20 protein-coding genes are annotated in these 25,425 nt (G+C 44.8%); 18 read left to right on the top strand and 2 right to left on the bottom strand.

Going from position 1 to position 25,425, the window contains the following annotated elements:
- The first annotated feature begins 7 nt into the window (after positions 1–7).
- The 10 genes from J7E35_RS23420 (at position 8) to prfB (ending at position 10,895) form a co-directional block, all read left to right on the top strand.
- The gene (locus tag J7E35_RS23420; protein WP_285290753.1) at positions 8–1,885 is read left to right on the top strand and encodes a flagellin N-terminal helical domain-containing protein; all 1,878 of its coding nucleotides are present in this window, start codon (positions 8–10) and stop codon (positions 1,883–1,885) included.
- 92 nt (positions 1,886–1,977) lie between these two features.
- Positions 1,978–2,415, top strand: coding sequence for a YaaR family protein (locus J7E35_RS01175; protein ID WP_214776372.1), 438 nt, complete (start codon positions 1,978–1,980; stop codon positions 2,413–2,415).
- 108 nt (positions 2,416–2,523) lie between these two features.
- Positions 2,524–2,889 carry a flagellar protein FlaG gene (gene flaG, locus J7E35_RS01170; protein WP_214776371.1) on the top strand — a complete coding sequence of 122 codons (366 nt, stop codon included), beginning with the start codon at positions 2,524–2,526 and terminating at the stop codon, positions 2,887–2,889.
- A gap of 17 nt (positions 2,890–2,906) precedes the next feature.
- Positions 2,907–4,457, top strand: a complete 1,551-nt coding sequence (locus J7E35_RS01165; protein WP_214776370.1) for a flagellar hook-associated protein 2 — start codon at positions 2,907–2,909, stop codon at positions 4,455–4,457.
- A 21-nt stretch (positions 4,458–4,478) separates the two neighbouring features.
- Entirely contained in the window at positions 4,479–4,880 is a 402-nt protein-coding gene (gene fliS / locus J7E35_RS01160) for a flagellar export chaperone FliS (RefSeq protein ID WP_214776400.1), read from the top strand.
- Positions 4,880–5,218 carry a flagellar protein FliT gene (fliT, locus tag J7E35_RS01155; protein ID WP_214776369.1) on the top strand — a complete coding sequence of 113 codons (339 nt, stop codon included), beginning with the start codon at positions 4,880–4,882 and terminating at the stop codon, positions 5,216–5,218. Before fliS ends, fliT begins: the two co-directional genes overlap by 1 nt.
- A 173-nt stretch (positions 5,219–5,391) precedes the next feature.
- A complete protein-coding gene (gene hpf, locus J7E35_RS01150; RefSeq protein ID WP_214776368.1) occupies positions 5,392–5,937 on the top strand; it encodes a ribosome hibernation-promoting factor, HPF/YfiA family in 546 nt (181 codons plus the stop codon).
- Between the two features lie 117 nt (positions 5,938–6,054).
- A complete protein-coding gene (locus J7E35_RS01145) occupies positions 6,055–6,897 on the top strand; it encodes a DUF1028 domain-containing protein (RefSeq protein ID WP_214776367.1) in 843 nt (280 codons plus the stop codon).
- Positions 6,898–7,116: 219 nt separating this feature from the next.
- Positions 7,117–9,630 carry a preprotein translocase subunit SecA gene (secA, locus tag J7E35_RS01140; protein ID WP_214776366.1) on the top strand — a complete coding sequence of 838 codons (2,514 nt, stop codon included), beginning with the start codon at positions 7,117–7,119 and terminating at the stop codon, positions 9,628–9,630.
- A 154-nt stretch (positions 9,631–9,784) separates the two neighbouring features.
- Positions 9,785–10,895 (top strand): peptide chain release factor 2 gene (prfB, locus tag J7E35_RS01135; protein ID WP_192469968.1). Its coding sequence is split into 2 segments (ribosomal slippage): positions 9,785–9,856 and positions 9,858–10,895, totalling 1,110 coding nucleotides; the frame shifts between segments, so codons are not numbered across the junction.
- Between the two features lie 259 nt (positions 10,896–11,154).
- Here the strand turns inward: prfB and J7E35_RS01130 are convergent.
- Positions 11,155–12,111, bottom strand: a complete 957-nt coding sequence (locus tag J7E35_RS01130) for a nuclease-related domain-containing protein (protein WP_214776365.1) — start codon at positions 12,109–12,111, stop codon at positions 11,155–11,157.
- Positions 12,112–12,966: 855 nt separating this feature from the next.
- Complete coding sequence (locus J7E35_RS01125; protein ID WP_214776364.1) at positions 12,967–15,537, bottom strand: CoA-disulfide reductase; 2,571 nt, start codon at positions 15,535–15,537, stop codon at positions 12,967–12,969.
- Positions 15,538–16,077: 540 nt separating this feature from the next.
- Between J7E35_RS01125 and J7E35_RS01120 the strand changes: the two genes are divergently transcribed.
- The 8 genes from J7E35_RS01120 to J7E35_RS01085 all read left to right on the top strand — a co-directional run bounded on the left by J7E35_RS01120 (position 16,078) and on the right by J7E35_RS01085 (position 25,353).
- Complete coding sequence (locus J7E35_RS01120; protein ID WP_214776363.1) at positions 16,078–16,941, top strand: YitT family protein; 864 nt, start codon at positions 16,078–16,080, stop codon at positions 16,939–16,941.
- Between the two features lie 50 nt (positions 16,942–16,991).
- Positions 16,992–17,312: a cytochrome c551 gene (gene cccB / locus J7E35_RS01115; protein WP_214776362.1), complete on the top strand. Its 321-nt coding sequence runs from the start codon at positions 16,992–16,994 to the stop codon at positions 17,310–17,312.
- Between the two features lie 441 nt (positions 17,313–17,753).
- Complete coding sequence (gene ftsE, locus J7E35_RS01110) at positions 17,754–18,440, top strand: cell division ATP-binding protein FtsE (RefSeq protein ID WP_214776361.1); 687 nt, start codon at positions 17,754–17,756, stop codon at positions 18,438–18,440.
- Positions 18,430–19,323 (top strand): permease-like cell division protein FtsX, encoded by an 894-nt coding sequence (gene ftsX, locus J7E35_RS01105; protein ID WP_214776360.1) that lies wholly within the window; start codon positions 18,430–18,432, stop codon positions 19,321–19,323. Before ftsE ends, ftsX begins: the two co-directional genes overlap by 11 nt.
- Positions 19,324–19,395: 72 nt before the next feature.
- A complete protein-coding gene (locus J7E35_RS01100; protein ID WP_214776359.1) occupies positions 19,396–20,718 on the top strand; it encodes a murein hydrolase activator EnvC family protein in 1,323 nt (440 codons plus the stop codon).
- Positions 20,719–20,919: 201 nt separating this feature from the next.
- Positions 20,920–22,374: a S41 family peptidase gene (locus J7E35_RS01095; RefSeq protein WP_214776358.1), complete on the top strand. Its 1,455-nt coding sequence runs from the start codon at positions 20,920–20,922 to the stop codon at positions 22,372–22,374.
- Positions 22,375–22,826: 452 nt separating this feature from the next.
- Positions 22,827–24,020 carry a PDZ domain-containing protein gene (locus J7E35_RS01090; protein ID WP_214776399.1) on the top strand — a complete coding sequence of 398 codons (1,194 nt, stop codon included), beginning with the start codon at positions 22,827–22,829 and terminating at the stop codon, positions 24,018–24,020.
- Between the two features lie 304 nt (positions 24,021–24,324).
- Complete coding sequence (locus J7E35_RS01085) at positions 24,325–25,353, top strand: GGDEF domain-containing protein (RefSeq protein ID WP_214776357.1); 1,029 nt, start codon at positions 24,325–24,327, stop codon at positions 25,351–25,353.
- Positions 25,354–25,425 lie beyond the last annotated feature (72 nt).

Raw genomic sequence — 25,425 nt, 5'->3', positions numbered from 1 at the left:
ATAGAAAATGAGAATCAACCATAATATTTCCGCACTGAACGCTTACCGCAATCTGGCGGTCAACAATACAAACACAGCTAAAAGCCTTGAAAAATTATCTTCAGGCCTCCGTATCAACAAAGCGTCTGACGATGCAGCAGGACTCGCCATCTCTGAAAAAATGCGCTCACAGATCCGCGGTTTGGAAATGGCAGAAAGAAACGCACTTGATGGGATTTCCTTGATCCAGACTGCAGAAGGTGCACTATCTTCTTCACATGAGATTTTACAGCGTATGCGTGAACTTGCAGTACAGGCAGCGAACGACTCTTACACAGATACAGACCGTGCAGAGATCCAGAAGGAAGTAAACCAGCTGACTTCAGAGCTTAATAGAGTCGGAAATTCTACTGAGTTCAACAGTGCTTCATTGCTTGATGGAAGCAGAAGCAATAGCCTTGCTCCAAATGGAGAGAAAACTTTCGCAAATGGAGCAATCAGCAAAACTGATGCCTTAACAGGAATGGCTCTTACGGTAGGCAGTGAAATCGAACCAGGAAATTATACTATTAATGTATTAAAGTCACCTGCGGGATCTTATCTCCCTAATGGAGCAGAAACAGATGTTGTTGAACTTTCTACAAGTGACCTAACAGTTACAGGCTCTGGAACCCTTACTTTTACTGGTAACGGCATTAATTATGACCGCAGCCAGGGAAATCCTGCTCCAGCTCTAAATGATACAATTACTCTTGAAACAATTGATGTAAATACATTTAGCGTAAAAGACAGCTCAGGAACTATCAATGATACTTACACAATCGGTGAACAGTATAATAATCACGGAATCTCTTTCCGAATTGAAGATGCTGCTGGTTTCGCAGCTGGAGACAAAGCTGAATTTAAAATTGAGGCTGAATCCGCTACAGTAGGAACACTGCAGCAAGGATTTGCTGCAGCAAACACAGGCAATAATGTCGTAACATTCACACAGCCAATCACAGTTACTACGGCTGCTGAAGCAGGTGACTGGAGCCTAACTAAAAGCGGTACTAATTGGAAAGTAGAATTCACTCCAGCTGCTGGTACTGCGCCAACTATCACAGATACAGTTGCAGAAACGGCACTTTATGATAATCATGGCATCTCATTCCACTTTGCCTCAGTAGATATGGCTGACGGGGATAAAATCACTTTCAATACACCTGGAGCACAGCAATTCTATCAGTATTCAGTAGAAATGGGTGGGGTTGAGCAAGTTGTAGCACCAAATGTTGCAGACGGTGTTGACCCAGTCGTACTCGCATTTGATGTAACAGATGGATTAAGCCTGAACAGTCTTGCGTTAAAAGAAGGTTCATTTAGCTTTGAAGTCACTGATATGTTAGCTGTAAAAGAAAACTCTCTAAACTTCCAAATTGGCGCAAATGCGGGACAGGCAGTATCTTTGGAAGTTAACGATATGCGTGCTCAAGCCCTGAAGGTAAGTGCTGATGGAGCAGGCGAAAAACAAGTGACAATGGCGGATGGAACAGTGAAGTCTGTATGGTATACAGAGGCTCCTACAGTAAATAATGGTGTCTCAGCTGCTAGCACGGAATTCGCAGTAGACGTAACTTCTCATGAAAAAGCGCAGGCTGCGATCACAGTATTCTCTGACGCTATCCAGCAGGTTTCATCCGAGCGTGCTCGTCTTGGTTCAATTCAGAACCGTCTTGAGCATACAGTAAACAATCTGAGAACAATGACTGAAAACGTGACATCTTCTGAGTCTCGTATCCGCGATCTTGATATGGCAAAAGAAATGTCCACATTCACAAAGAATAACATCCTGAACCAGGCTGCGCAGGCAATGCTTTCACAGGCAAACCAGATGCCTCAGGGAGTTCTGCAGCTGCTTAAATAATATTCATAGGAGAGAGGCAGCAATTGCCTCTCCCTTTTTATGTTAAATATCGGCTATAATGGAATTAATAGATTAGTATAAGGGTGTGTACGATGGATATACAACGTGTTGGGAAAGCTTCTATCAATAAAGTTGGAATGAAGGAGCAAGTCGCCAAGGATTCAATCTCATTCAGTGAAGTAGTCAGCCAGCGTCGCACGGATGTTACTTTTGAACGTTTGAGCAAAAAAATGAAAGAGATTGAGGATCAGGGAAAGAAACTGGTAGATACAAGGTCAGTCGAGAACCTGAAAAAGTATAAAAAACTTGTTAAAGATTTTATGGAGGACGCGGTAAAAAACGGACTTGAGCTTAAAGAGCACCGAGGCTTCAGCCAGCGTGGTTCCTCAAAAATTTACAAGCTTGTAAAAGAAGTAGACAGCAAACTTATTGAGTTAACCAACAACACTCTCGACAAAGAAAAAACCGGCATCGAATTATTGGGCCTTGTCGGCGAAATCCAGGGTATGCTCATCAATATTTATACGTAAAGCTTTCTCCATGTGAGGAAGCTTTTTTATTTTTCACAAAAAGTTAAAGAGTTCCAGAGAACAGGCCGATATATTAAATATAATATGCGCTTTAGAGGAGGCAATAGCATGATTAACCGTCTCTCTTCAGATACACCTAGTACATACATCTACGAAACGATTAAGACGAAAATTGATAACATCGGTGCGCAGGCCGAACCCGAAAGGAATCCGGGCCTTGTTCCTGCTGAGGAAGGGCTTCAGGCTGTTCCAAAAGAGAAACTTGAAGGTGTAGTTGAGGGATTGAATAAATACCTCCGACAAAGCCAGACTTCATTGAAATTTCAATATCATGAGAAGCTGCAGGAATACTATGTCACTCTCGTGGATGAAAAAACTAAGGAAGTCGTCAGAGAGATTCCGCCGAAGAAGATGCTTGATTTTTACGCGGCGATGACCGAATTCCTAGGACTAATAGTAGATAAAAAGATTTAAAGGCAGGTGCAGAAATTATGGTAAGAATCGGCGGCCTTGCAAGTGGCATGGATATCGATACGCTGGTTGGCGACTTAATGAAAGCGGAAAGAATCCCATTGAACAAGCTGCATCAGAAGAAACAGATCATTGAATGGCAGCGCGACGATTACCGGGCGATGAATAAATTGCTCGCAGACCTTGATACATCCATATTTGATGGCATATTCCGCCAGTCGACATTTACGAAGAAGACAGTTACTACTTCGAATGAAGCAGCGGTTTCAGTACGTAACATCAATGCGACTTCAAACCTGAACTCCAGTATAAGTGTAAGCAGGCTTGCAGAATCAGCAAATATGGTTAGCTCGGCAAGAATCGGCAATGCAAGCTTCGACCCGAACGGAAAGCTGGCAGACCAGAAGGATAATTTTAATACGCCATTTGTGTTGACAGATACCACGATTACGATTGAAGCAATCGGCAAGGATGGCAGCATGCCGGCAGCTCCAGTTCAAATTACGATTGACCCGGCGAATGATTCACTGAATTCTGTCATTGATAAAATCAATAATTCCAATGCTGGAGTTGTCGCTTTCTACGATTCAGTTGAAGGAAAGGTCTCCCTTACAGCTAAAAACTCTGGAGATAACACAGCAGGTTCTGAAATAAAGCTTTCTGGTAATTTTCTTACAAGTCAGCTTAACCTTGATACAGAAAGTGATCTTGCAGCAGGGGCGTCAAGGGGTAAAGTGGGTGCGAGCGCAGAATTCACCATCAATGGACTGACCACTACACGTCCAACAAATACCTTCGTCATCAACGGATTTGAATACACGTTGAAGCAAACAACAGGCACGAACACTGTCTCAGTCAACTCAGCCACTGATGAAGAAGCAGTTTTTAAATCGATTACCGATTTCGTGAACAAATACAATGAAACCATTGCAGGAATCAATTCAAAAGTTACCGAGGAACGCTTCCGCAAGTATCAGCCGCTTTCTGATGAGGAAAGAGAAGGAATGTCTGAAAAACAGGCGGAAATGTGGGATGAAAGAGCGAAAAGCGGGATGCTCCGCAATGATTCCATTCTATCAAGTGCCTTAACCAAGATGCGTACCGATTTGTACGCAAGGGTAGGCAATGACACGGACACAGTTAACAATAATTTTGACCAGTTAGCTGAGATAGGAATTACCACTTCAAAGAACTATCTTGACCGCGGAAAGCTTGTCATTGATCAAAATAAACTTCGTGAAGCCATAAAAAATGATCCAAATGCAATCTATAAGCTTTTTACAAACGAAAGTGCAGTAGAAAGTGAGCAAGGAATCGCCAGGAAATTAAGAGCGACCATTAAGGAAACAATTACAACTATCGAAGGCCGTGCCGGCAACGCAATGCGCACAAACGCCCAGTTCACGCTCGGCAGGAATCTGACTTCGATTGACAAGCAGATCAATCGTTTTGAAGATCGCATGATACAAGTCGAAGACCGCTACTGGCGCCAGTTCACGGCAATGGAAAAAGCGATCCAGAAGGCGAATGAACAATCTGCTTACCTGATGTCGCAGTTCTATAGCGGCTAATGTTAGAGAGGACGTGGAATGATGGCAATACCAAATCCATATCAATCCTATAAGCAAAACTCCGTCAACACAGCCTCACCGGGCGAATTGACTTTGATGCTTTATAATGGATGTTTGAAGTTCATACACCAGGCGAAAAAAGCAATAGGTGAAAAGAACATCCAAGATAAAAATAATAGTATATTACGAGCCCAGGACATTATCCGTGAGCTGATGGTAACATTAAATCCCGATATCGAGGTCGGCAAACAGATGATGAGCATGTATGATTACATGCTAAGAAGGCTTGTAGAAGCAAATATTCAAAATGACCTTGAAATCCTGGATGAAGTGGAAGGCCTTGTGACGGAATTCCGTGATACCTGGAAGCAAGTTATCCAAATTAACAGACAAAAACAATTCTCCCCGGACGGAAGAGTGTAATGAGCCCGCTTGAAAAATTTTACGAAACAACAGCAAAGCTCATACAGGTGCTTGAAGGCACATTTGACCGGGATGAAAAAATCCTGCTCCTGGATAAGCTGCTCGCTGAACGGGATGTTTTATTGAAAGAAATTAAACGCCCGAATCCTGAAGAAGATGATTTAGCTGGAAAAGTAATCATGATCAACCGAAAGCTGGATATGCTTTTAGCTAAAGAGAAAACACTGATCCAGAAGGATTTGAAGGATCTGAAGAATCGTAAGGAAAAATCGGATATGTACCAGAACCCATATGCTTCCGTATCTGTTGATGGAATGTTCTATGATAAACGCAACTAAACCGCCTATTAGGGCGGTTTTCCCATATTCGGACAAGCCTCAACAAATTATCCACTATTCCGACGGTAAAAACAGACATAAAAATGTCAAATCTTCAGACTGTTTTTGCAGGAGTTCTTTGGGGTAAAATAGAATTAGTAATACATAGTCATATCCCAAAGGAGGAGTCCACTATGAACTACAACATTCGTGGAGAAAACATTGAGGTAACGCCAGCAATCAGAGAGTATGTAGAGAAGAAGGTTGCGAAGCTTGACCGGTATTTTACCGAGTCACCCAATGCCAATGTGAACGTGAACCTGAAAGTTTACCAGGATAAAAAATCAAAAGTTGAAATTACGATTCCGATGAAGGACCTTGTGCTTCGCGCGGAGGAGCTTCATGAAGATATGTATGCTGCGATCGATTTGATCACTGATAAGCTTGAGCGCCAGATCCGCAAACATAAAACAAAGGTCAACCGCAAGTTCCGTGAAAAGGAAAGCCTGAAGGATTACGCTCCGATTTTCACAGAAGTTGAGCAGGTTGAAGAAGATGAAGAGCTTGAAGTTGTCCGTACTAAGAGCTTCGACCTGAAGCCAATGGACAGCGAGGAAGCGATCCTGCAGATGAACATGCTGGGCCACAGCTTCTACGTGTTCACAAACGCTGAAACAAACCAAACAAATGTTGTTTACAAGCGTAACGACGGACGCTATGGTTTGATTGAAGCTCAATAAAGTTAAATAATCTTAAACTCTACCCACAGTCAGAAATTGGCTGTGGGTTTTAATATGTTCTTTTGAAGGAAAAATTATACCGAATGCCGAAATTATTTTTACAGGAGGCGATACATAATGACATTTTCAATCGTAGGCTATGATCCGCAGGAAAAAGAATGGGGAATTGCCGTACAATCTAAATTTCTTGGAGTCGGGGCAGTTGTTCCGTTCGCGAAGGCTGGAGTGGGTGCCGTGGCGACCCAATCTTACGCCAATACAGCATATGGCCCTCAGGCGCTGGAGCTGATGGCTCAGGGGAAAGCAGCTGAAGAAGTGATGGAGTTGATCACAAAAGACGATCCGGACAAGGAGATGCGCCAGGTCGGATTGATTGACGCAGGAGGGAATCCAGCAACTTTTACAGGTACATATTGCTATGACTGGGCAGGTGGAGTGACAGGCAAGCATTTCGCGGCGCAGGGCAATATTTTAGTTGATGAAAATACTGTCAAGGCGATGGCTGAAACCTTTGAGTCGACGGCAGGATCGCTTGCGCATCGGCTGCTTCAGGCCCTCAACGCCGGCCAGCAAGCGGGTGGTGACAGCAGAGGCCAGCAGTCAGCGGCACTTCTTGTCGTCAAGGAGAAGGGCGGATATGGCGGCTACAACGATCGTTACATCGATCTTCGTGTTGATGACCATCCGGAACCAATCACCGAACTGATTCGCATATACGGACTGCAGCAGCTTTATTTTGCAAAAGCAAAGCCTGAGAACGTTGTGACAGTAGATGGAGAGATCAGGGAAACAGTCGTCCAGCATCTCAAGCGTCTTGATTACCTGAAGGCGGATCCAGCTGACGACGAAGAACTCCACAAAGCGCTCATTGCCTATATCCACACTGAAAACTTCGAAGAACGAGAGCAGGAGAAGGGCAAAATCGACCTCGAAGTTTTAGAGTTTATGAAAAATCAATAATACATGGGGTCCCTCTGTCTGATGGCAGTGGGACTTTTCGCCTTATCCGATTGGTTGTCACTCCCTTTTGTAAGTGGTAGAATAGTAAGAAGAAATAAATCGAATTTTTCTAAAAGGGATTCGGTGCGTTAACAGCGAATCTTTTTTCTTTGGGACAATTTTTTACGACAATCAAATTATAAAATACAACAAGATTCAATAGATAAAAGGAGCGTCTGTATGGGGATTTTAGCGAAAATTTTCGACCAGAATAAACGCGATATTAAGAAATTGACGAAAATGGCAGATCAAATCGATGCACTTGCAGGCGATATGGAAAAGCTGTCGGATGACCAGCTGAGGGAAAAAACGGATGAGTTCAAAAACCGTTACCAGAACGGCGAGTCTACTGATGACTTGCTGACCGAAGCATTCGCAGTTGTCCGTGAAGGTGCCAAGCGTGTCCTTGGCCTGTATCCTTATAAGGTCCAGCTGATGGGTGGTATCGCCCTTCATGAGGGAAATATCGCCGAGATGAAGACTGGTGAAGGTAAAACCCTTACAGCGACAATGCCGGTTTACCTGAACGCGATCACTGGACGCGGTGTGCACGTCATCACGGTCAACGAATACCTCGCTAGCCGTGACGCCGTTGAGATGGGCAAGCTGTATGAGTTCCTTGGCCTTTCTGTTGGTTTGAACCTGAACAGCATGACGAAGGAAGAAAAGCAAGAAGCGTACCGTGCTGATATCACTTATGGTACGAACAATGAGTTCGGCTTCGACTATCTGCGCGACAACATGGTGCTTTACTCAGACCAGAAGGTTCAGCGTCCATTGCATTTCTGTGTCATCGATGAAGTTGACTCCATCTTGATCGATGAAGCGCGTACGCCATTGATCATTTCCGGGTCTGCGCAAAAGTCTGCGGCGCTATACATTCAGGCGAACGCATTCGTGCGCACTTTGAAGCGTGAAGAGGACTATACCTATGATGAAAAAACGAAGGGTGTCCAGCTGACGGAGGAAGGGATCACGAAGTCCGAGAAGGCTTTTGGTATCGAAAACCTTTTTGACATCAAGCATGTGACATTGCTTCACCACATCAACCAGGCGATGAAAGCCCAGGCGAGCATGCACAAGGATGTCGATTATGTCGTCCAGGACGGTGAGATCGTTATCGTTGACCAGTTCACTGGCCGTCTGATGAAGGGCCGCCGCTACAGCGAAGGCTTGCACCAGGCAATCGAGGCAAAAGAAGGCCTTGAGATCCAGAACGAAAGCATGACGCTTGCCACAATCACATTCCAAAACTACTTCCGTATGTACGAGAAGCTTTCCGGTATGACCGGTACAGCGAAGACTGAGGAAGAGGAATTCCGCAATATTTACAATATGAACGTTGTCGTGATTCCGACGAACCGTCCAATCGCGCGTGACGACCGTCCGGATTTAATCTACGCATCGATGCAAGGGAAGTTCAAGGCTGTAGCCGATGACATCGCTGAGCGTCACATGGCCGGCCAGCCGGTTCTTGTTGGTACAGTTGCGATTGAAACTTCGGAAATCATTTCAGCGTTTTTATCTAAAAAGGGCATCAAGCATAATGTCCTGAATGCGAAAAACCATGAGCGTGAAGCGGAAATCATCGCGGAAGCCGGTTCGAAAGGCGCGGTTACGATCGCGACGAACATGGCGGGCCGTGGTACGGATATCAAGCTTGGCGAGGGCGTGAAAGAAGTTGGCGGCCTAGCTGTTATTGGTACAGAGCGCCACGAGAGCCGCCGTATTGATAACCAGCTCCGCGGACGTTCCGGACGTCAGGGAGACCCTGGTGTGACGCAGTTCTACCTTTCAATGGAAGATGAGCTGATGCGCCGCTTCGGTTCTGACAATATGAAAACGATGATGGAGCGTCTTGGTATGGATGACACCCAGCCAATCCAGAGCAAGATGGTTTCAAGGGCTGTTGAATCTGCGCAAAAACGTGTTGAGGGCAACAACTTCGATGCCCGTAAGCAATTGCTTCAGTACGACGATGTCCTTCGCCAGCAGCGTGAAATCATCTACAAGCAGCGTGATGAGGTACTTGAGTCTGACAACCTACGCGACATCGTTGAAAAAATGATCAGGTCCGCATTGGAGCGCAATGTCTCTGCCCATACGCCAGCCGGCGAGGATATGGAAAAATGGGATTTGAACAGCATCATGGACTATGTGAACGGCAACCTGCTACATGAAGGCGACATCACAGTCGAAGACCTTCGCGGCAAAGAGCAGGATGAAATCATCGAAGCCATCATGGCGAAGGTGAAAGAACGCTATAATGAAAAAGAAGAAATGCTGACAGATGAGCAAATGCGTGAGTTTGAAAAAGTTATCGTGCTTCGTTCGGTTGACTCGAAGTGGATGGACCATATCGACCAGATGGACCAACTGCGCCAGGGTATCCACCTGCGTGCGTATGGCCAGATCGATCCGCTGCGCGAATACCAGCATGAAGGCTTCGCGATGTTCGAGAACATGGTACTATCTATCGAAGACGATGTGGCGAAATATATCATGAAAGCGGAAATCCGCAGCAACCTTGAGCGCCAGGAAGTAGCAAAAGGCCACGCGGTGAATCCAAAAGAAGGCGAAGGCAGCAAAGTTAAGAAAAAGCCTGTCGTCAAATCAATGGATGTAGGCCGTAATGACCCATGCATCTGCGGCAGCGGCAAGAAATACAAAAACTGCTGCGGCAAAGCAGAATAAAATTTGCTTCACCGCACTACCGCACCGGGGGTCAGACCCCCGGTGCGGTGATGCGTTAAAGAGACTACAAGAGGGCGCGGGTAACCGGCTCTCTTTTTCCTTGCTGCATAGAATAAGGTATAATAGTAATTAACTTTCATTTGAGGTGAATGATATGGAATTAGCAGATATCAGGAATGAGCTTGAGAAAACAGCTAAGAAATTAGCGGACTTCAGGGGGTCTCTTTGACCTTGAAAATAAGGAAGCGCGAATCGCTGAGCTAGAGGATGGCATGCTTGCGCCGGACTTCTGGGATGACCAGCAGAAGGCACAGGTTGTCATCAACGAAGCAAATGCGTTGAAGGAACAGGTTAATGTTTTTAACGAGCTGAACGAGACCTATGAAAATCTCGATTTGACCTATGAGCTTGTAAAAGAAGAAGACGATGCTGATCTTCGGGAAGAGTTGGAGAAGGAGCTTGTGGAATTCAAGGAGCGCATGAGCGAGTTTGAGCTACAGCTTCTTTTAAGCGAGGAACATGATAAAAATAACGCGATTCTTGAACTTCACCCGGGTGCTGGCGGAACGGAATCCCAGGACTGGGGCTCGATGCTTTTGCGTATGTACACGCGCTGGGCGGAAAAGCGCGGTTTCAAGGTGGAGACGCTGGATTACCTGCCAGGCGACGAAGCGGGAATCAAGAGTGTCACATTGAAGATAAACGGCCACAATGCTTATGGCTATTTGAAGGCAGAAAAAGGCGTGCACCGTCTGGTACGTATTTCACCATTTGACTCTTCAGGACGCCGTCATACTTCATTCGTATCCTGCGAAGTGATGCCGGAATTCAACAACGAAATCGAGATCGAAATCCGTACGGAAGACTTGAAAATCGATACGTACCGTGCAAGCGGCGCCGGCGGACAGCACATCAACACGACTGACTCAGCCGTCCGGATCACACACTTGCCAACTGGTGTGGTTGTCTCCTCCCAGGCAGAGCGTTCACAGATCAAGAACCGTGAAACGTCGATGAAGATGCTTAAAGCCAAGCTTTACCAGCGCGAAATCGAGCAGCAGCAAGCCGAGCTGGATGAAATCCGCGGCGAGCAAAAAGAAATCGGCTGGGGCAGCCAAATCCGGTCTTATGTATTCCACCCATATTCCATGGTAAAAGACCACCGCACCGGTGCCGAATCAGGTAATGTGCAGGGAGTCATGGATGGGGATATCGATATGTTTATTGATGCTTATTTGAGGTCTAAGTTGAGTTTGGGTGAGTAAACCGAACTGAATATGAGTTTTTGGGAGTCCCCCGCCGGGTTGGCGGGGGATTGTTGCGCTTAATAAGCTGCTAGTCTGATTGAATTTTGGGTTATTGTACGGTCAAACGTCAAAATTGCGCCGTAATTGAAGCTAATTGCACCGTCAACTAGAGTGATTGCACGCTCATTCTTCTTTATTGCACAGTTAATTGCCGGAATTGCACCGTCATCCTAATAATGGAAAAACCTCCTCAGCCAAAAGGAAGAGGAGGTTATAATCATGCTTGATAATATACTCTGTTTTTCGTACTACCTGTATGTTGTAGGCCCATATTCCTCAATAAGATTGTAGAAGTACTCCGTGACGGCAGGCGTAAGTAACCTCTCAATTGTTTATTTGTCATCGTCGGTCCAATCAGCAAAAAATAATCAAGAATAGCCTGTTGATGTGCGTTAGTTGAGGTAGTTTTACAATGGGAACAGTACCATTTCCTTGAGATTCTCTCCATGAGAAATTGCTCGCACGACGGACATTGTATACCTGGGATGATGTCAGATGGGGATAGATTATACTTGCTAATATCAGCTTTCTCCGGTTCGTGGCTCTTAATCAGCAGTTTCGTTAACTTTTTTACATCCTTAATCGATAGAACCTCTCTTTGGTGACGATTTTGAAATTCGTCTACTTTAAAGACCAATTGTCCTCCTTTACAAACTCGATTATAAACTTCTTGATTTTTACTGGGATTTTGAAGGATGGAGCCATGATTGCTATAGGTGACGAGGAATTCTAGAGGAAGAGAGTTGATATTGTTTTTCTTCAGCCAGTTCCTGAATTGATAGACTTGTCTTTTTACCTGGTCGACCGGGCAGTCGTAAACTTCCGTGCTGTCATTATACGTTCGGAAAACTTGCTTGAAGGCAGGGTCAAATTCTATTATTCCAGGCATATTCTTATTTTCAATCAGCAGAGCGAATTTGGTTGATAAAAGAAGGAAATCAATTTGGAAGTAGTTCGCGCCAAGTGAAATGCGGAGATCCGGGAGGATGTAAAAATCGTTTTCGTTCAACAGGCTAAGGTAATAATCCATATCCTGTTCGCCTTTAAATCCTGCTCTTTTAATCAGCAAATCTTTAAGAATATCTGGCCTCTTTGGATGGTTTGGAGGAAGTCTGCGCAGTAGTGCTTCATTAACGAGGATTCTCCGTGGGGTTGTTCTGCGTTTCGCTATCAAAAATTGTCACTCCTTTAGGTTGATGAATGTATTATTCGACATTTATCGGAAAAAATCCTGTTAAAGAGAGAGAGGTTTTTATCTTTGTTGCTGTCGGTTGGAGAAATGGTATCTTTCAACTGTCGGAGTCTCAAATACCTGTTTATATCAACCCTAAGTGTCAGGAGAGAAGGACAATCCAGATAAGGAGCACAATCTAGTAGGGAAGCACCAAATCAATTTGGAGTAAAAAAGGTAACTTCCAACTAAACAACGGTTCAGTTCTCAATTACCTATTTACAAGAACCCCATGCGCCAAGATAGAGGACAACCCAGATAAGGAGCAAAATCTAGTAGGCGAGCATCAAACTAATTTGGAATAATAAAGGTAACTTTAACTAAACAGCGGTTCAGCCCTCAATTACCTATTTTTAACAACCCCATGTGCCAAGGTGAGGACAATCTAGTTAAGAAGCACAATCTAGTGAGCAAGCACCGAACCGATCTAGAGTAAAAAAGGTAACTATCCAAAAAAACTTCAATTTTTCCTCTAAATACGTGTGAAAAGCTATTCTGAATCTTACGCAAGTGCGTTTTTGGATGAAACGGAGGTAGCTAGAAGAATCAAAAAGTATAGTTTTGGCGTCATATCGTGTATTAATATAGTTCACTTTGCTGCTGGAAAAATTATTCTGTTAATAGAGGGGGATAATTGCACTGTTGTTTTAGGTTATTGCACCATTATTTGAATTAATTGCACGTTACTGCTAATTAATTGCACCATTATTAGAGTTAATTGCACCTTCTTCCTGAAAAAGGAAGGAAAACAGCAAAAAAGCAGCCTCCCACTATGGAAGGCGGCTCTCCAAACCGTTATTAGATAAACAAATTCAAACCGGAATCCTCTGCATCACCGAGATAAGCTGCTACGCCGCCGATTTCGACTCCGTCGATGAGTTCTTCTTTTGCGATGCCCATGATGTCCATGCTCATGCCGCAGGCTACTAGTTTGACGCCGGCGTCCATGGCGTTTTTCATCAGATTTTCAAGGCTGTCGACGTTTTTGTTAGCCATGACTGTCTTAATCATCTTGGAACCCATGCCGCCCATGTTCATCTTGGACAATGGCAGGTCGTTCGCGCCCTTTGGCATCATCATGCTGAACATTTTTGCCATCATGTCTTTCTCGGTTGATGGTGCGTCGTTGCGCTTTAGGATGTTCAGTCCCCAGAAGGTGAAGAACAAGGTTACTTCTTTGCCCATCGCCGCCGCGCCGGATGCGATGATGAATGTTGCGATGGCTTTATCTAGGTCACCGCTGAATACGACCATCGTCGCGCCATTTTTAGCCGGAGCCGAAGTTGGAACCTCAACAGGAGCGGCCATCGTATTCAATGGCACGACGGCATTGCCTTTCATGATTTGGGCTTTGAACTTCTTATCCTCAAACTTGTTGCTGATCAGTTTGTTGCCAGTCTTCTCACACCACGCTTTGATGTCCTTCGCGAAGCCTGGGTCTGTTGCGTGGACTTCCATCACTTCGCCGTCCTGCATGTCGCCGATTGTTTTATACACCTTCATGATCGGACCAGGGCAAGACAGGCCGCAAGCGTCAAGAGTCGTTTTTACAGTCGGCGGTACAGCTGCCACGGCAGGAGCTGCAGGGGCCTGAGCAACAGGAGCCGCCTCAGCAGCCAATCCAACACTAGACTGGGCAGAACCAGCAGCGATTTCTTCCATCGCAGCATTACGCTGGGCAACGCCATTGTCGCTGATCGGTGTACCACAGTTCTCGCTTGCATCTGGCTCGAACACGCAAGAGTAAGTCTTGTATCCGCCATCCAGATTTCGAACCTTAAAGCCAGCCTGCATCAGGATGCGTGTAGCGAGGTAACCGCGAAGGCCGACCTGGCAGTAAACGTAAACTTCTTTTGTCGGGATGTCGCCAAGACGGTCGCGGAGTTCTCCCAATGGAAAATTAACAGATCCCTCGATCATGCCCATATCGCGCTCGATTGGCTCGCGGACGTCGATCAGGTAGCCGCCGTCAGCAAGGATGTCGTTGATTTCATGCCATTGCACCGTTTCCACGAGACCTTCTGCAATATTTTTCGCTGCATAGCCAGCCATGTTGACTGGGTCTTTTGCAGAAGAGTATGGAGGGGCGTATGCCAGTTCAAGATCCGGCAGGTCGAAAATCGTCATGCCGCCTTTGATGGCAGTCGCCAATACGTCGATGCGCTTATCGGCACCATCATAAGACACAGCCTGTGCACCGAAGATTTTTCCTGTCTCGCGGTCAAATATCAATTTTAGCGCGATCGGGAATGCTCCTGGATAGTATCCAGCGTGAGAGCTTGGGTGAACGTGGACGACATCGTAAGAAATGCCAAGACGCTTTAATGTCTTCTCATTATTTCCAGTTGCCGCAACGGTCATGTCGAACACCTTCGCGATCGATGTGCCAAGCGTGCCCTGATATTTGGAATCGATGCCGTTGAAATGGTCAGCGACGATGCGTCCCTGGCGGTTGGCCGGCCATGCAAGCGGAATGTGAGTTGCCTGTCCATTGATATAGTCCTTCACTTCGATTGCGTCACCGATTGCGTAGATGCTTTCATCGGCCGTCTGCAGGCGCTCGTTGACACGGATGGCACCGCGAAGTCCAAGCTCCAGCCCAGCTTCCTTAGCCAATTTGTTTTCAGGAGCAACGCCAATCGCAAGGATAACGAGGTTAGTGTCGATTTGCTTGCCGCTGTTCAGGTTGATGATTTTTCCGTTTTTTTCAAAAGATTTTACGCCATCTTCAAGGACAAGGTTCACGCCTTTTTCACGAAGGTGCTGATGTAAAATAGAAGCCATCTCAAAGTCGATTGGCGCCATGATCTGGTCAGCCATCTCGACCAATGTCACTTCGACACCGCGTTCCCAAAGGTTTTCGGCCATTTCGACACCGATGAAGCCGCCGCCGATGACTGTCGCTTTCATCGGCTGCTGCTCATCGACATACGCCTTGATTTTATCAGTATCAGGAATGTTTCGAAGCGTGAATAATGCTTCTGCTTCATTGATTCCTGGAATCGGAGGCTTAATTGGACTTGCCCCTGGTGATAAAACAAGCACATCATAGCTCTCTTCATAAGTTTCGCCTGTTTTAAGGTTCTTGATTTCAACCACTTTGCGCTCGCGGTCGATGCGTGTGACTTCGCTCAAATTGCGGATATCCATGTTGAATTTCTTGGACATGCCTTCAACTGTCTGCACAAGCAATGCGTCGCGTTCCTGGATTGCCCCGCCAATATAATAAGGAAGTCCGCAGTTTGCGAAAGAAATATATTCACCGCGTTCGATCATCACGATTTCTGTCTGTTCATCCAATCTTCTTAAACGCGCAGCCGTTGTAGCTCCGCCAGCAACTCCACCTACGATCACTACTTTTTTAGCCATTTATATTACCCTCTTTCTGAAAAATTTATATCGTTTCAATTTGATTTTGGTCAGTTACTTACACGCTCTTTATTTACAATCCATAATCTACAGTCTGGCCAGATGCTGGATTCGGATATTGTGTAATAGTGAGCATGCGAGATGATAAAAAAATGTAATTTTCTTTTCTACAGGAAAGACTAATCAATATGATCGCCTCCTTATACGTGAAATATATCACATGGTACGTCTAGGGGTAAGGGTATTTGGTGAAACGTCAAAAATTGTTCATAATTTCACAATCTCAACTAATTAGTACAAAATTTCACTTGCAAAATAAACTAGACGAATTGTTTCTATAATATATGCTCTGTTTTATAGTAAGTAGTGTTAGTGAACGATAACTTTGCTTTTACATCAAATAAGCCGCAAATAACGCAACATAAGAGAAGAATTCAAAAACGACTTTGCTCCTTTAACACGGCGCACTGCTAGCGTTTACAGAAAATTCGACACGTGCTATACTCACTGACGGCATTAAAGGAAAAAGGGGATAGGACTGTGAAAAAACGGCGAAATCATACGATAAATCCAACTTTAGAGAAGCTGATAGAATATATTTATGTGTTGATTGGTTCCGGGATTGTGGCCATTTCGTTCAATGTGTTCTTGCTGCCGAACCGGGTTGCTTCCGGCGGGGTCAGCGGGATCAGTACGATTATAGATGCGACGCTCGGCTGGGAGCCGGCATATGTGCAGTGGGCTTTTAATATACCGCTGTTTATCGCAGGGGTTGTTTTACTCGGGAGACAGTATGGGTATAAAACTCTTGCAGGGACCATCTTCCTTCCATTTGTCGTGTTCCTGACGAATGACGTAAAGCCATGGACTCTCGATCCTTTGCTTGGGTCATTGTTCGGCGGTATTGGTGTCGGTCTCGGTCTTGGCATTGTTTTTAGAGGAAATGCCTCGACTGGCGGTACAGATTTGGCGGCGCAGATTATCCATAAGTACACTGGTCTATCACTTGGTACCTGTGTGGCGTTGATTGATGGACTGATTGTATTATCTGCAGCGATTGTATTCGATATTGAACGCGGTCTTTATGCGTTGATCGGGCTTTATGTGACTAGTAAAACGATTGACCTTGTGCAGGTCGGTATTGGACGCTCGAAGATGGCAATGGTCATTACAAACCAACAGGATGAAGTTCGTGAAGCGATTTTGAATAAAATAGACCGCGGAGTGACAAAACTATCAGCATACGGCGGCTATACGGACCAGGAACGGCCAATTATCATGTGTGTCGTGGACCAGACGGAGTTCACAAAATTGAAACAATTAGTCCAATCCATTGACCCATCAGCATTTGTCATTGTCATGGATGCTTCAGAGGTATTGGGTGAGGGTTTTAAAAGGGCTTGATATTGGTATAAAATAGTCGTGTATGCAAAATTTTCTTAGGGGGAGTTAAGTTGAAGAAGAAATTATTAGCTCTATTAATGGGAACCTCCTTGGCACTGGCAGCTTGTGGCGGCGGCGGCGACGAAGCTGGCGGCGGCGGTGGCGACACAGCTGGTGCGGATCCAGAAAAGCTCTATAATCAAAAATGCTCTAGCTGCCATGGCGGCGACCTGGAAGGCGGAGTAGGACCTAAGCTAAGCGATGTAGGTTCACGTTTATCACAAGAAGAAATTGAAAGTGTTATCGCAAACGGCCAGGGCTCAATGCCTAAAGGATTGCTAGAAGGCGAAGATGCAACAGCAGTGGCTGAGTGGCTGGCTAACAAAAAATAAGTTTATAAGGAAACGTCCTGGTTACAGGGCGTTTTTTTGTGCTGTTCTTTCCAATACAACTATAGTAAATTTGCTGTCTTTATACATTTTCGTAAAATCGCCAAATTATTTAGCAATTCAGCAAGCTTCACAAAATGTCCATACAAGTTACGACAAAGACTTGTAACATTGCGGTAATAAAACTAAAAATTCTACTAAATAGAAAAGTGGATAATACCAGTATTTTACTAGGTAAATAGCTGGCTTGGTAAGCAAAACAGCAATCATATCAATAGATAGAATATCCACCGCAGGAATTTAGTGGAACAAAATACCCGATTTGAAAAGAAACTGTAATATTTAAAAGGGTTTTTTTACTATAGGGAGATGCTATAATAGGTTTGTTACAAATTGTCGAAGAATAGCCGATCGATAAGACTAACTATCTAAGGTGATACAAAAATGATAGATATGCAGGATGTATATAAAACATATCCTAACGGCATTGTTGCCGCCAATGGAATTAATGTTCATATAGATGCAGGTGAATTTTTATACGTAGTAGGGCCCAGCGGTGCTGGAAAATCCACTTTTATCAAAATGATGTACCGGGAGGTCAAGCCTTCCAAAGGTTCCATCATTATAAATGGTGTCAATCTAGCAAAGCTGAAGGACAGCAAAGTACCATTGCTGCGCCGGAATATTGGCGTCGTGTTCCAGGACTTCAAATTGCTGAATACTCTTTCAGTCTATGAAAATGTCGCTTTTGCGATGGAAGTCATCGAGGAACAGCCGCAATATATCAAGAAGCGTGTAATGGAAACCCTGGAACTTGTCGGACTTAAGCATAAGGCGAGAGCGCTTCCTACCGAGCTATCAGGAGGGGAACAGCAGCGTGTTGCCATTGCTCGTTCAATTGTGAACGCACCGAAAGTGGTGATTGCCGATGAGCCAACTGGAAACCTTGATCCCGATACTTCATGGGAAATCATGAACATTTTTGAAGAAATTAACTTAAGGGGAACCACGATCGTCATGGCTACCCACAACAAAGAAATCGTCAACACAATCACGCATCGCGTCATTGCGATTGAAAATGGCAGGATTGCCCGTGACGAAGTGAAAGGTGAATACGGATATGAAAGCTAGAACATTCCGCCGCCACATCCGTGAAAGCTTCAAAAGCTTGGGCAGGAACGGCTGGATGACATTTGCATCCGTAAGTGCCGTAACGGTCACCTTGCTTTTGGTCGGTGTCTTTTTCGTCATTATGATGAATTTAAATAAAGTCGCAACCACGATCGAGGAAGATGTAGAAATCCGAGTCCATGTGGATGTAGCAGCGAACGACAAAGATAAAGCGGTACTGGAACAAAGAATCAAACAGGTTCCGGAAGTCAAAAGCGTAAAATATTCTCCTAAAGAGCAGGAGCTCGAAGCCCTAATAGAAAGCATGGGTGAAGAAGGAGAGGCTTACAAGCTTTTTGAACAAGATAATCCGTTAAATGACGTGTTCGTCATAAAGACGAAAAACCCAACCGATACAATGAAAGTCGCAAAGCTAATTGAAAAACAGGAATATGTAACCTCTGTAAAGTATGGGCAGGGTAAGGTAGAGCAGCTGTTCAGCTTCATAAAAATCAGCCGCAATGTCGGCCTTATACTGATTGTCGGCCTTCTGTTCACAGCGATGTTCCTGATATCCAATACGATTAAAATAACCATCATGGCCCGTAAACGAGAAATTGAGATTATGAGACTTGTAGGAGCAACGAATAATTTCATTAGATGGCCGTTCTTTTTAGAGGGATTATGGCTTGGCATACTTGGGGCAGTGATACCTATTGCTGTCGTATCCAGCGCCTATTATTATGCATACGATTTCTTGAACGATCGATTGAAAGACCACTTCATCAAATTGCTTGAATTTAACCCGTTTGTTTATCAATTATCGGCAATCCTGATCATCATGGGTGCTGCAATTGGAATCTGGGGAAGTCTTATGTCCGTCCGTAAGTTTTTGAAAGTGTAGAGAAATTGCCAATAGACGATAGATAGAGAAATAAAGTTACGAAACTATAAGTATGAGAGGGGAAAAGATCTAGTGAAAAAACAGATACTCTCACTAGCGTTAGTCAGTACTTTAAGCCTGGGATCCTTGTTAAGCCCACTAACAGTGAATCAAGTTACAGCAGAAAGCCTTTCAGATTTGAAAGCGCAAAAGGAAAAGCTTCAGAATGAAAGATCTGGAGTAAACAAGCAAATTGAGAAGAAGAGCAATAAAATCGGTGAACTGCAAAGTGAGCAGGACCAGATTGAAGCGGAAGTTCGAAACCTCGATATGACTGTTGAAGATACATTGAATAAGATTGAAGCCAAAAATGCGGAAATCAAAGCGACTGAACAAGAAGTCGAAACATTAAAAGCTGAGATAGTTGTTTTAGAAGATCGTATTGCAAAACGCAATGAATTGCTGAAGGATCGTGCCCGCTCCCTTCAATTAAGCGGCGGAACAGTCAGCTATATGGATGTATTGCTGGGAGCGCAAAGCTTCGGTGATTTCATCGACCGCGTAAGTGCTGTCACAACCATTGTCCAGGCAGACAAGGATATTATTATGCAGCATCAATTGGACAAGGAAGAACTGGAAACAAAGCAGCAGCAAGTAGAATCAAAACTTGCGTTACTTAATCGTATGAAGCAGGATTTGGTAGGTCTCAAAGAGAGATTGAACGCGAAAATCCGCGAGAAAAATAAACTCATGAGCCAGCTTAAGCATGAGGAAGAAGAATTACACAAGGAAAACCTTAAGTTAGAGGAGCAGAATGCAATCCTGGCCTCACAGGCTTCTGCGATCCAGAAGGCCATTCAACTTGAGCAAAAACGCCAGGCAGCACTTGCTGCAGAGCGAGCAAGACAAGCAGAGCTTGCGCGTCAGAGAGCTGCAGCACAAGCAAAAGCAAAGAAGAGCAGCGGAGGCGGAGGCAACACTCAAACTGTTGCTGAACAAACAGCATCGCCAGTCTCTAATGGCATGTTCATGTGGCCGGCCAATGGAAGGTTGACTTCAGGAATTGGCGCTCGATGGGGTTCTTTCCATGCGGGTATTGATATCGCGAATAAAGCCAGCGGTGTGCCGATCGTCGCTGCCGCTGACGGTGTTGTCATCCGTTCATACTATTCATCTAGCTATGGAAACGCCATTTTTGTAGCTCACTCTATTAATGGACAAGTCTACACCACAGTTTATGCCCATATGAGCAGCCGCCATGTAGGAAATGGTGAAGTAGTCTCAAAAGGACAGCAAATCGGTGTAATGGGTAATACCGGACAATCCTTCGGTCAGCACTTGCACTTTGAACTTCACAAAGGTGAATGGAATGCTTCAAAGTCGAATGCAGTAAATCCAGTTCCATACTTTAACTAAAATTACTGAGGAAGAGACGAAAAGTCTCTTCCTTTTTCTTTTCCCGCTTTAAAGCCTTAGAAACTTGTAATATATAACCATCTGGAAGTTCGATCCAAAATTAATCCTTCATACCCTGTCCCTGTTCGTCATATAATGGGAATCATAGAAATTTTTACGGCAGAGGAGCAGTAGATGCGGTAAACAGGGAGGAGTTTGGCAATGGAGCGTAAGTGGATTGCCATTTTGATGGCGGGCTCGCTGCTGACTGGTGCGGGAAGTACATATGCCGGCATGCAATGGTACGAAAGCAAGGCAGGTGTGCAGGAACGCCAGATTGTGCCCCTGAAGGATCATGCAGGAGCAGAGGCAGGCGATGCAAGCAGTCTCGAAAAAGTCGAGCAGGCATACAGTTTGATTTTTAACAGTTACGTTGAAAAGGTAGAAGAAGAAGAGCTGGTTGAAGGAGCGATCCAGGGAATGCTCTCAACCCTGGAGGATCCGTATTCCGTCTATATGGACAAGGAAACGGCCAAGCAATTCAATGAGACGCTGGAGTCGTCTTTTGAAGGAATTGGTGCTGAAGTCAGCACGGTCGATGGAAAAATCGTGATCGTTTCTCCTTTTAAAAATTCCCCCGCAGAGAAAGCGGGTTTGAAGCCGAATGACCAGATTTTAAAGGTCGATGGCGAGAGTATCGAGGGATTGGATTTATATGAGGCGACCTTGAAAATTCGCGGCAAAAAAGGGACACCTGTTGTGCTGGAAATCGAGCGAAAAGGCTTGAAGGATTCGCTGAAGGTCAAAGTGATTCGTGATGAAATCCCGCAGATTACCGTCCATGCTGACATGAAAAAGGTGAACGGAGAGAAGATTGGTTACATGGAGATTACCTCTTTTTCAGAGGATACCTCCAAAGAGTTCAATAATGAGCTTAAGGCTTTTGAAAAAGAAGGAATGGATGCGCTTCTGATCGATGTACGGGGCAATCCGGGCGGGCTGCTTTCCAGTGTCGAAGAAATTTTACGAGAGTTGATTTCCAAGGAGAAGCCACTCTATCAAATTGAAGAACGCAGCGGTGATAAGACTCGCTACTTCTCCAATCTGGAAAAAGCGAAGCAGTATCCGGTTGCTGTGCTGACAGATGATGGCAGTGCATCCGCATCGGAAATTTTGGCCGGGGCATTGAAGGAAGCCGGCGGCTATCCAGTCATTGGCGAAAAGACCTTCGGCAAGGGGACAGTCCAGCAGGCTGTGCCGATGGGGGATGGCAGCAATATCAAGCTGACGCTGTTCAAATGGCTGACGCCGGATGGCAACTGGATTCATAAAAAAGGCATCGAGCCAACCGTCGAGGTCAATCAGCCGGCGCTTTATGATACCCACCCTATCCAGGCCGAAAAGCCGCTCAAGCTGGACATGAATAACGAGCAGGTCAAAAATGCCCAGGAAATCCTTACCGGCCTCGGGTTTGAGCCGGGCCGTACGGATGGATATTTCAGCGGCATGACGGAAATTGCCGTCAAAGCATTCCAGCGCAATAATGACATGACCGTAACAGGTGTCATCGATGCAAAAACAGCCTCGGCACTCGAGGACGCGGCCAGAAAAGCGATGAAACAAGAAGAAAACGACCTTCAGCTGCAGACCGCATTGAGGCTGCTGGCGAATCAATAAAAGAAGCTGTACCTCATTTGAATTGATTAAATGGGGTACATTTTATTTCCTTAATTTGGATGACGGCACGATTCTGGCTATTGATCGGGCAATTCCGGCTGAGTTTTGGGCAATTCCGCCGATTGTTTGGGCAATTCACTCAGAGGAGTGGAAGAATATTGCGTCTGATTAAGAGAATAATTTTTCTAGCTGCCTTTTTAAAAAGAAACCCCTCTTAAAAGCATCCCGAAATTGGATGAATTTCATACTTGGAAGTACAATTAATGCCTGACTACACCTAAGATCTGCCTATAGTTGATCAAATTCCTGACTCCCTCGCAAGATTTCGTTCCACAACAACTCTACAAGAAAAAAATCCCATCAAGTTTCCTCAACTATTGATAGGTTTTACCCCTCAGATTTGATAGAATAAGCTTAATATCATGTAATTTATGAAGGCTGGTGACATAGGGGTGGCACAGGATTGGTTCATTGAACTATTGAAAGGGATGGGCAGGCTTCTGCTTCACCCTGTGTTCTATTATTCTTTATTTTTGGCTGCTGTCCTAGGTGTTTCGCGAGTGAAGCGGGAGCGGAAAAACTTTACGGTGAGGGCTAAGGATGCTTATTTTGAGCTCAGGCAGCTGTTTCCGCTGGGATTGCTTGTCGGGCTTGCCATATCAATCATAACCATTGCCGCGGGAATCGCGATTCCATTCGCAGCAATTGTTTTAGTTGCTGCTGCAACTCTGCTGTTAGGTCTGACAACAAGGGTCAGGCTGCTTTCTCCTGTATTTACGGTCGGAGCAGCGTTTTTTGCATTGATCTTCCTGTCAGGGAGGCAAATCAATCTCCCGATAGCAGGCGGCTTATTTTCAAGTCTTGATGAAAAAATCTTTCCATCGATTGCGATTTTATTAGCATTATTGACAATTGGCGAAGGCTTCCTTATTTTACGGAGTGGAAAAGAGGGAACCTCTCCTAAATTAATTAAGAGCAAGCGTGGCCAGACGGTTGGTGTCCACGAGGTGAAGCGACTATGGATGGTTCCGGCATTCATGCTCATTCCCGGCGAAATCCTGACGCTTCCGTTCGAGTGGTGGCCTGTGTTCGCGCTTGGAGACAATACATATTCACTGATTCTCGTTCCATTTGCGATTGGCATGCATCAGCAAATCCAGGGGATGCTGCCAAAAGAAGCTGTCAGTCAATTGGGCAGCCGGGTCGTTGGGCTTGGTATCTTGATCACGCTGATTGCCGCTGCGGGATACTGGTACCCAATCGCGTCCATTGCAGCTGTTGCGATCGCCATGATCGGAAGGGAAGCCTTGACGCTCATGCAAAGGATGCAGGAAGAGAGCAGGCCGTTCTATTTTTCGAAAAAGAACCATGGTGTGATGATTCTCGGTATCCTGCCTGAATCCCCGGCCGATAAAATGGCTCTTGGTGTAGGCGAGCTTGTCACAAAGGTCAACGGCACGAATGTCCGTGATGAACAAACCTTCTATGAGGCTTTGTCACGGAACAGGGCGCATTGCAAGCTTGAAGTCCTTGATACGAACGGGCAAATCCGCTTCGTGCAAAGGGCTTTGTATGAAGGCGATCACCACGAACTTGGCATCCTTTTTGTCCAGGAGGAAAAGAAGTGGGACAGTGCCGTTGTTTAATATTGTTTCTTTGAAAGCTTGTCAAATTCAACTGGAAGAATTGATTGGTAAGCTGGAAAGTCCTTGGAGATAGTCTCTCGAAGGACTTTCTATTTTTATAGATTGTTCCTTTATATGTAACTAATTTAGCTATCAGCTAAAAATTGATTATAAATTAAACTTGGATATAACGGCAAATTCTTTTAAGACAATATTGTAGGGGTTAAGGCCGGGCAAGGCTGCGTCAGCCAGTTGCCGATTCCAAGGTATAATGGGACTAATCAGATGATTGTTTGGTCTCTTTTAACTTAAAGGGGAAAACATAATGGGGAAATTGGGCTCTCTGAAGGACTTTAAAAGGACTGTCTATCTAAGTATGATCATTCCCAGTCTGCTGGCTATGGTTTCTTACATCCTTTTCGTATTCAACCAGCCAGGACATGGGAAATATTTAATACTTACAGTGGTTCTGACTTTCTGGTTTACAATCAGTTTAATACTGTTATATCAAAAACGGCTCATGCCTCTTGTGGAGTATGGAACATTAATCATCATTTCTGTTATGCATATAGGAACAGTATACGATGGCTTTTTTAATTATATTGCCACTGACAAAGCTGGTGCGTTTGGAGTTACAGTCATGTGGGTTCCTGCTGTGATTCTCAGCTTTTTTCTTATACTCGGAGCAAGGCGAGGGCTTGTCTTCTCTCTAGCTGTATTTTTTGTCTTCTTTGTTATGGGTTTAATGAATTACCCTGAAATGTCCGAGGATTACTTAATATCGGTTATTCAGTTTTATGTAGCCTATCTTTTTTACATTCTGATTATTTATTTCTCCCGGAATTTAATTAGGCTTTTTTCAGACTTTGAAAATATGAAAGAGAATGCTTTTACTGATGCATTGACCGGAACCGCGAACCGTCATCAAATAGACATTTGGCTGGATGAAAAAGTGTCGGGAGCAAAGGAAGTACCCGTATCTATATTATTTTTCGATATTGATTATTTTAAGGCTGTCAATGATACATTCGGACATAAAGTTGGGGATACCGTCCTTAAGGAATTAGCCGGGCTTGTGAAACAAAACCTGACACCCAATGAACAATTTGGCCGCTGGGGAGGGGAAGAGTTTATTATCATTTCCTCTCAATCCGGTGAAAATGCACGGAAGCTGGCTGAAGAACTGCGCTTAAAAATCAGTGAATACCATTTTAAAACAGCTGGCAGACAGACAGTAAGCTTTGGGGTGACTGAGTTTAGATCGGGTGAATCAGTCGATACATTAATCAGCCGGGCGGATAGAGGATTGTATCAGTCTAAGCATGAAGGCCGGAATAGAGTTACAATAATTTAGAAGTGGCTGAAGGAAGGGACTTATACCCCTCTATCGGGTTCTGATTTGCGAACATTGATATCAAATCGCAAG

Origin of the sequence: Bacillus sp. ISL-45 (assembly GCF_018613195.1) — a bacterium.
Classification (GTDB): Bacteria; Bacillota; Bacilli; order Bacillales; family Cytobacillaceae; genus Mesobacillus.
This window is presented reverse-complemented; position numbering and strand designations above follow the sequence as displayed.

What these genes read in the sequence shown, in the direction of transcription:
- fliT (WP_214776369.1), top strand. Translation starts at nt 4,880, where the DNA reads ATGAGCCCGCTTGAAAAATTTTACGAAACAACAGCAAAGCTCATACAG.
- hpf (WP_214776368.1), top strand. Translation starts at nt 5,392, where the DNA reads ATGAACTACAACATTCGTGGAGAAAACATTGAGGTAACGCCAGCAATC.
- flaG (WP_214776371.1), top strand. Translation starts at nt 2,524, where the DNA reads ATGATTAACCGTCTCTCTTCAGATACACCTAGTACATACATCTACGAA.
- J7E35_RS01165 (WP_214776370.1), top strand. Translation starts at nt 2,907, where the DNA reads ATGGTAAGAATCGGCGGCCTTGCAAGTGGCATGGATATCGATACGCTG.
- J7E35_RS01175 (WP_214776372.1), top strand. Translation starts at nt 1,978, where the DNA reads ATGGATATACAACGTGTTGGGAAAGCTTCTATCAATAAAGTTGGAATG.
- J7E35_RS01085 (WP_214776357.1), top strand. Translation starts at nt 24,325, where the DNA reads ATGGGGAAATTGGGCTCTCTGAAGGACTTTAAAAGGACTGTCTATCTA.
- fliS (WP_214776400.1), top strand. Translation starts at nt 4,479, where the DNA reads ATGGCAATACCAAATCCATATCAATCCTATAAGCAAAACTCCGTCAAC.
- J7E35_RS01125 (WP_214776364.1), bottom strand. Translation starts at nt 15,537, where the DNA reads ATGGCTAAAAAAGTAGTGATCGTAGGTGGAGTTGCTGGCGGAGCTACA.
- J7E35_RS01145 (WP_214776367.1), top strand. Translation starts at nt 6,055, where the DNA reads ATGACATTTTCAATCGTAGGCTATGATCCGCAGGAAAAAGAATGGGGA.
- ftsE (WP_214776361.1), top strand. Translation starts at nt 17,754, where the DNA reads ATGATAGATATGCAGGATGTATATAAAACATATCCTAACGGCATTGTT.
- secA (WP_214776366.1), top strand. Translation starts at nt 7,117, where the DNA reads ATGGGGATTTTAGCGAAAATTTTCGACCAGAATAAACGCGATATTAAG.
- J7E35_RS23420 (WP_285290753.1), top strand. Translation starts at nt 8, where the DNA reads ATGAGAATCAACCATAATATTTCCGCACTGAACGCTTACCGCAATCTG.
- ftsX (WP_214776360.1), top strand. Translation starts at nt 18,430, where the DNA reads ATGAAAGCTAGAACATTCCGCCGCCACATCCGTGAAAGCTTCAAAAGC.
- J7E35_RS01095 (WP_214776358.1), top strand. Translation starts at nt 20,920, where the DNA reads ATGGAGCGTAAGTGGATTGCCATTTTGATGGCGGGCTCGCTGCTGACT.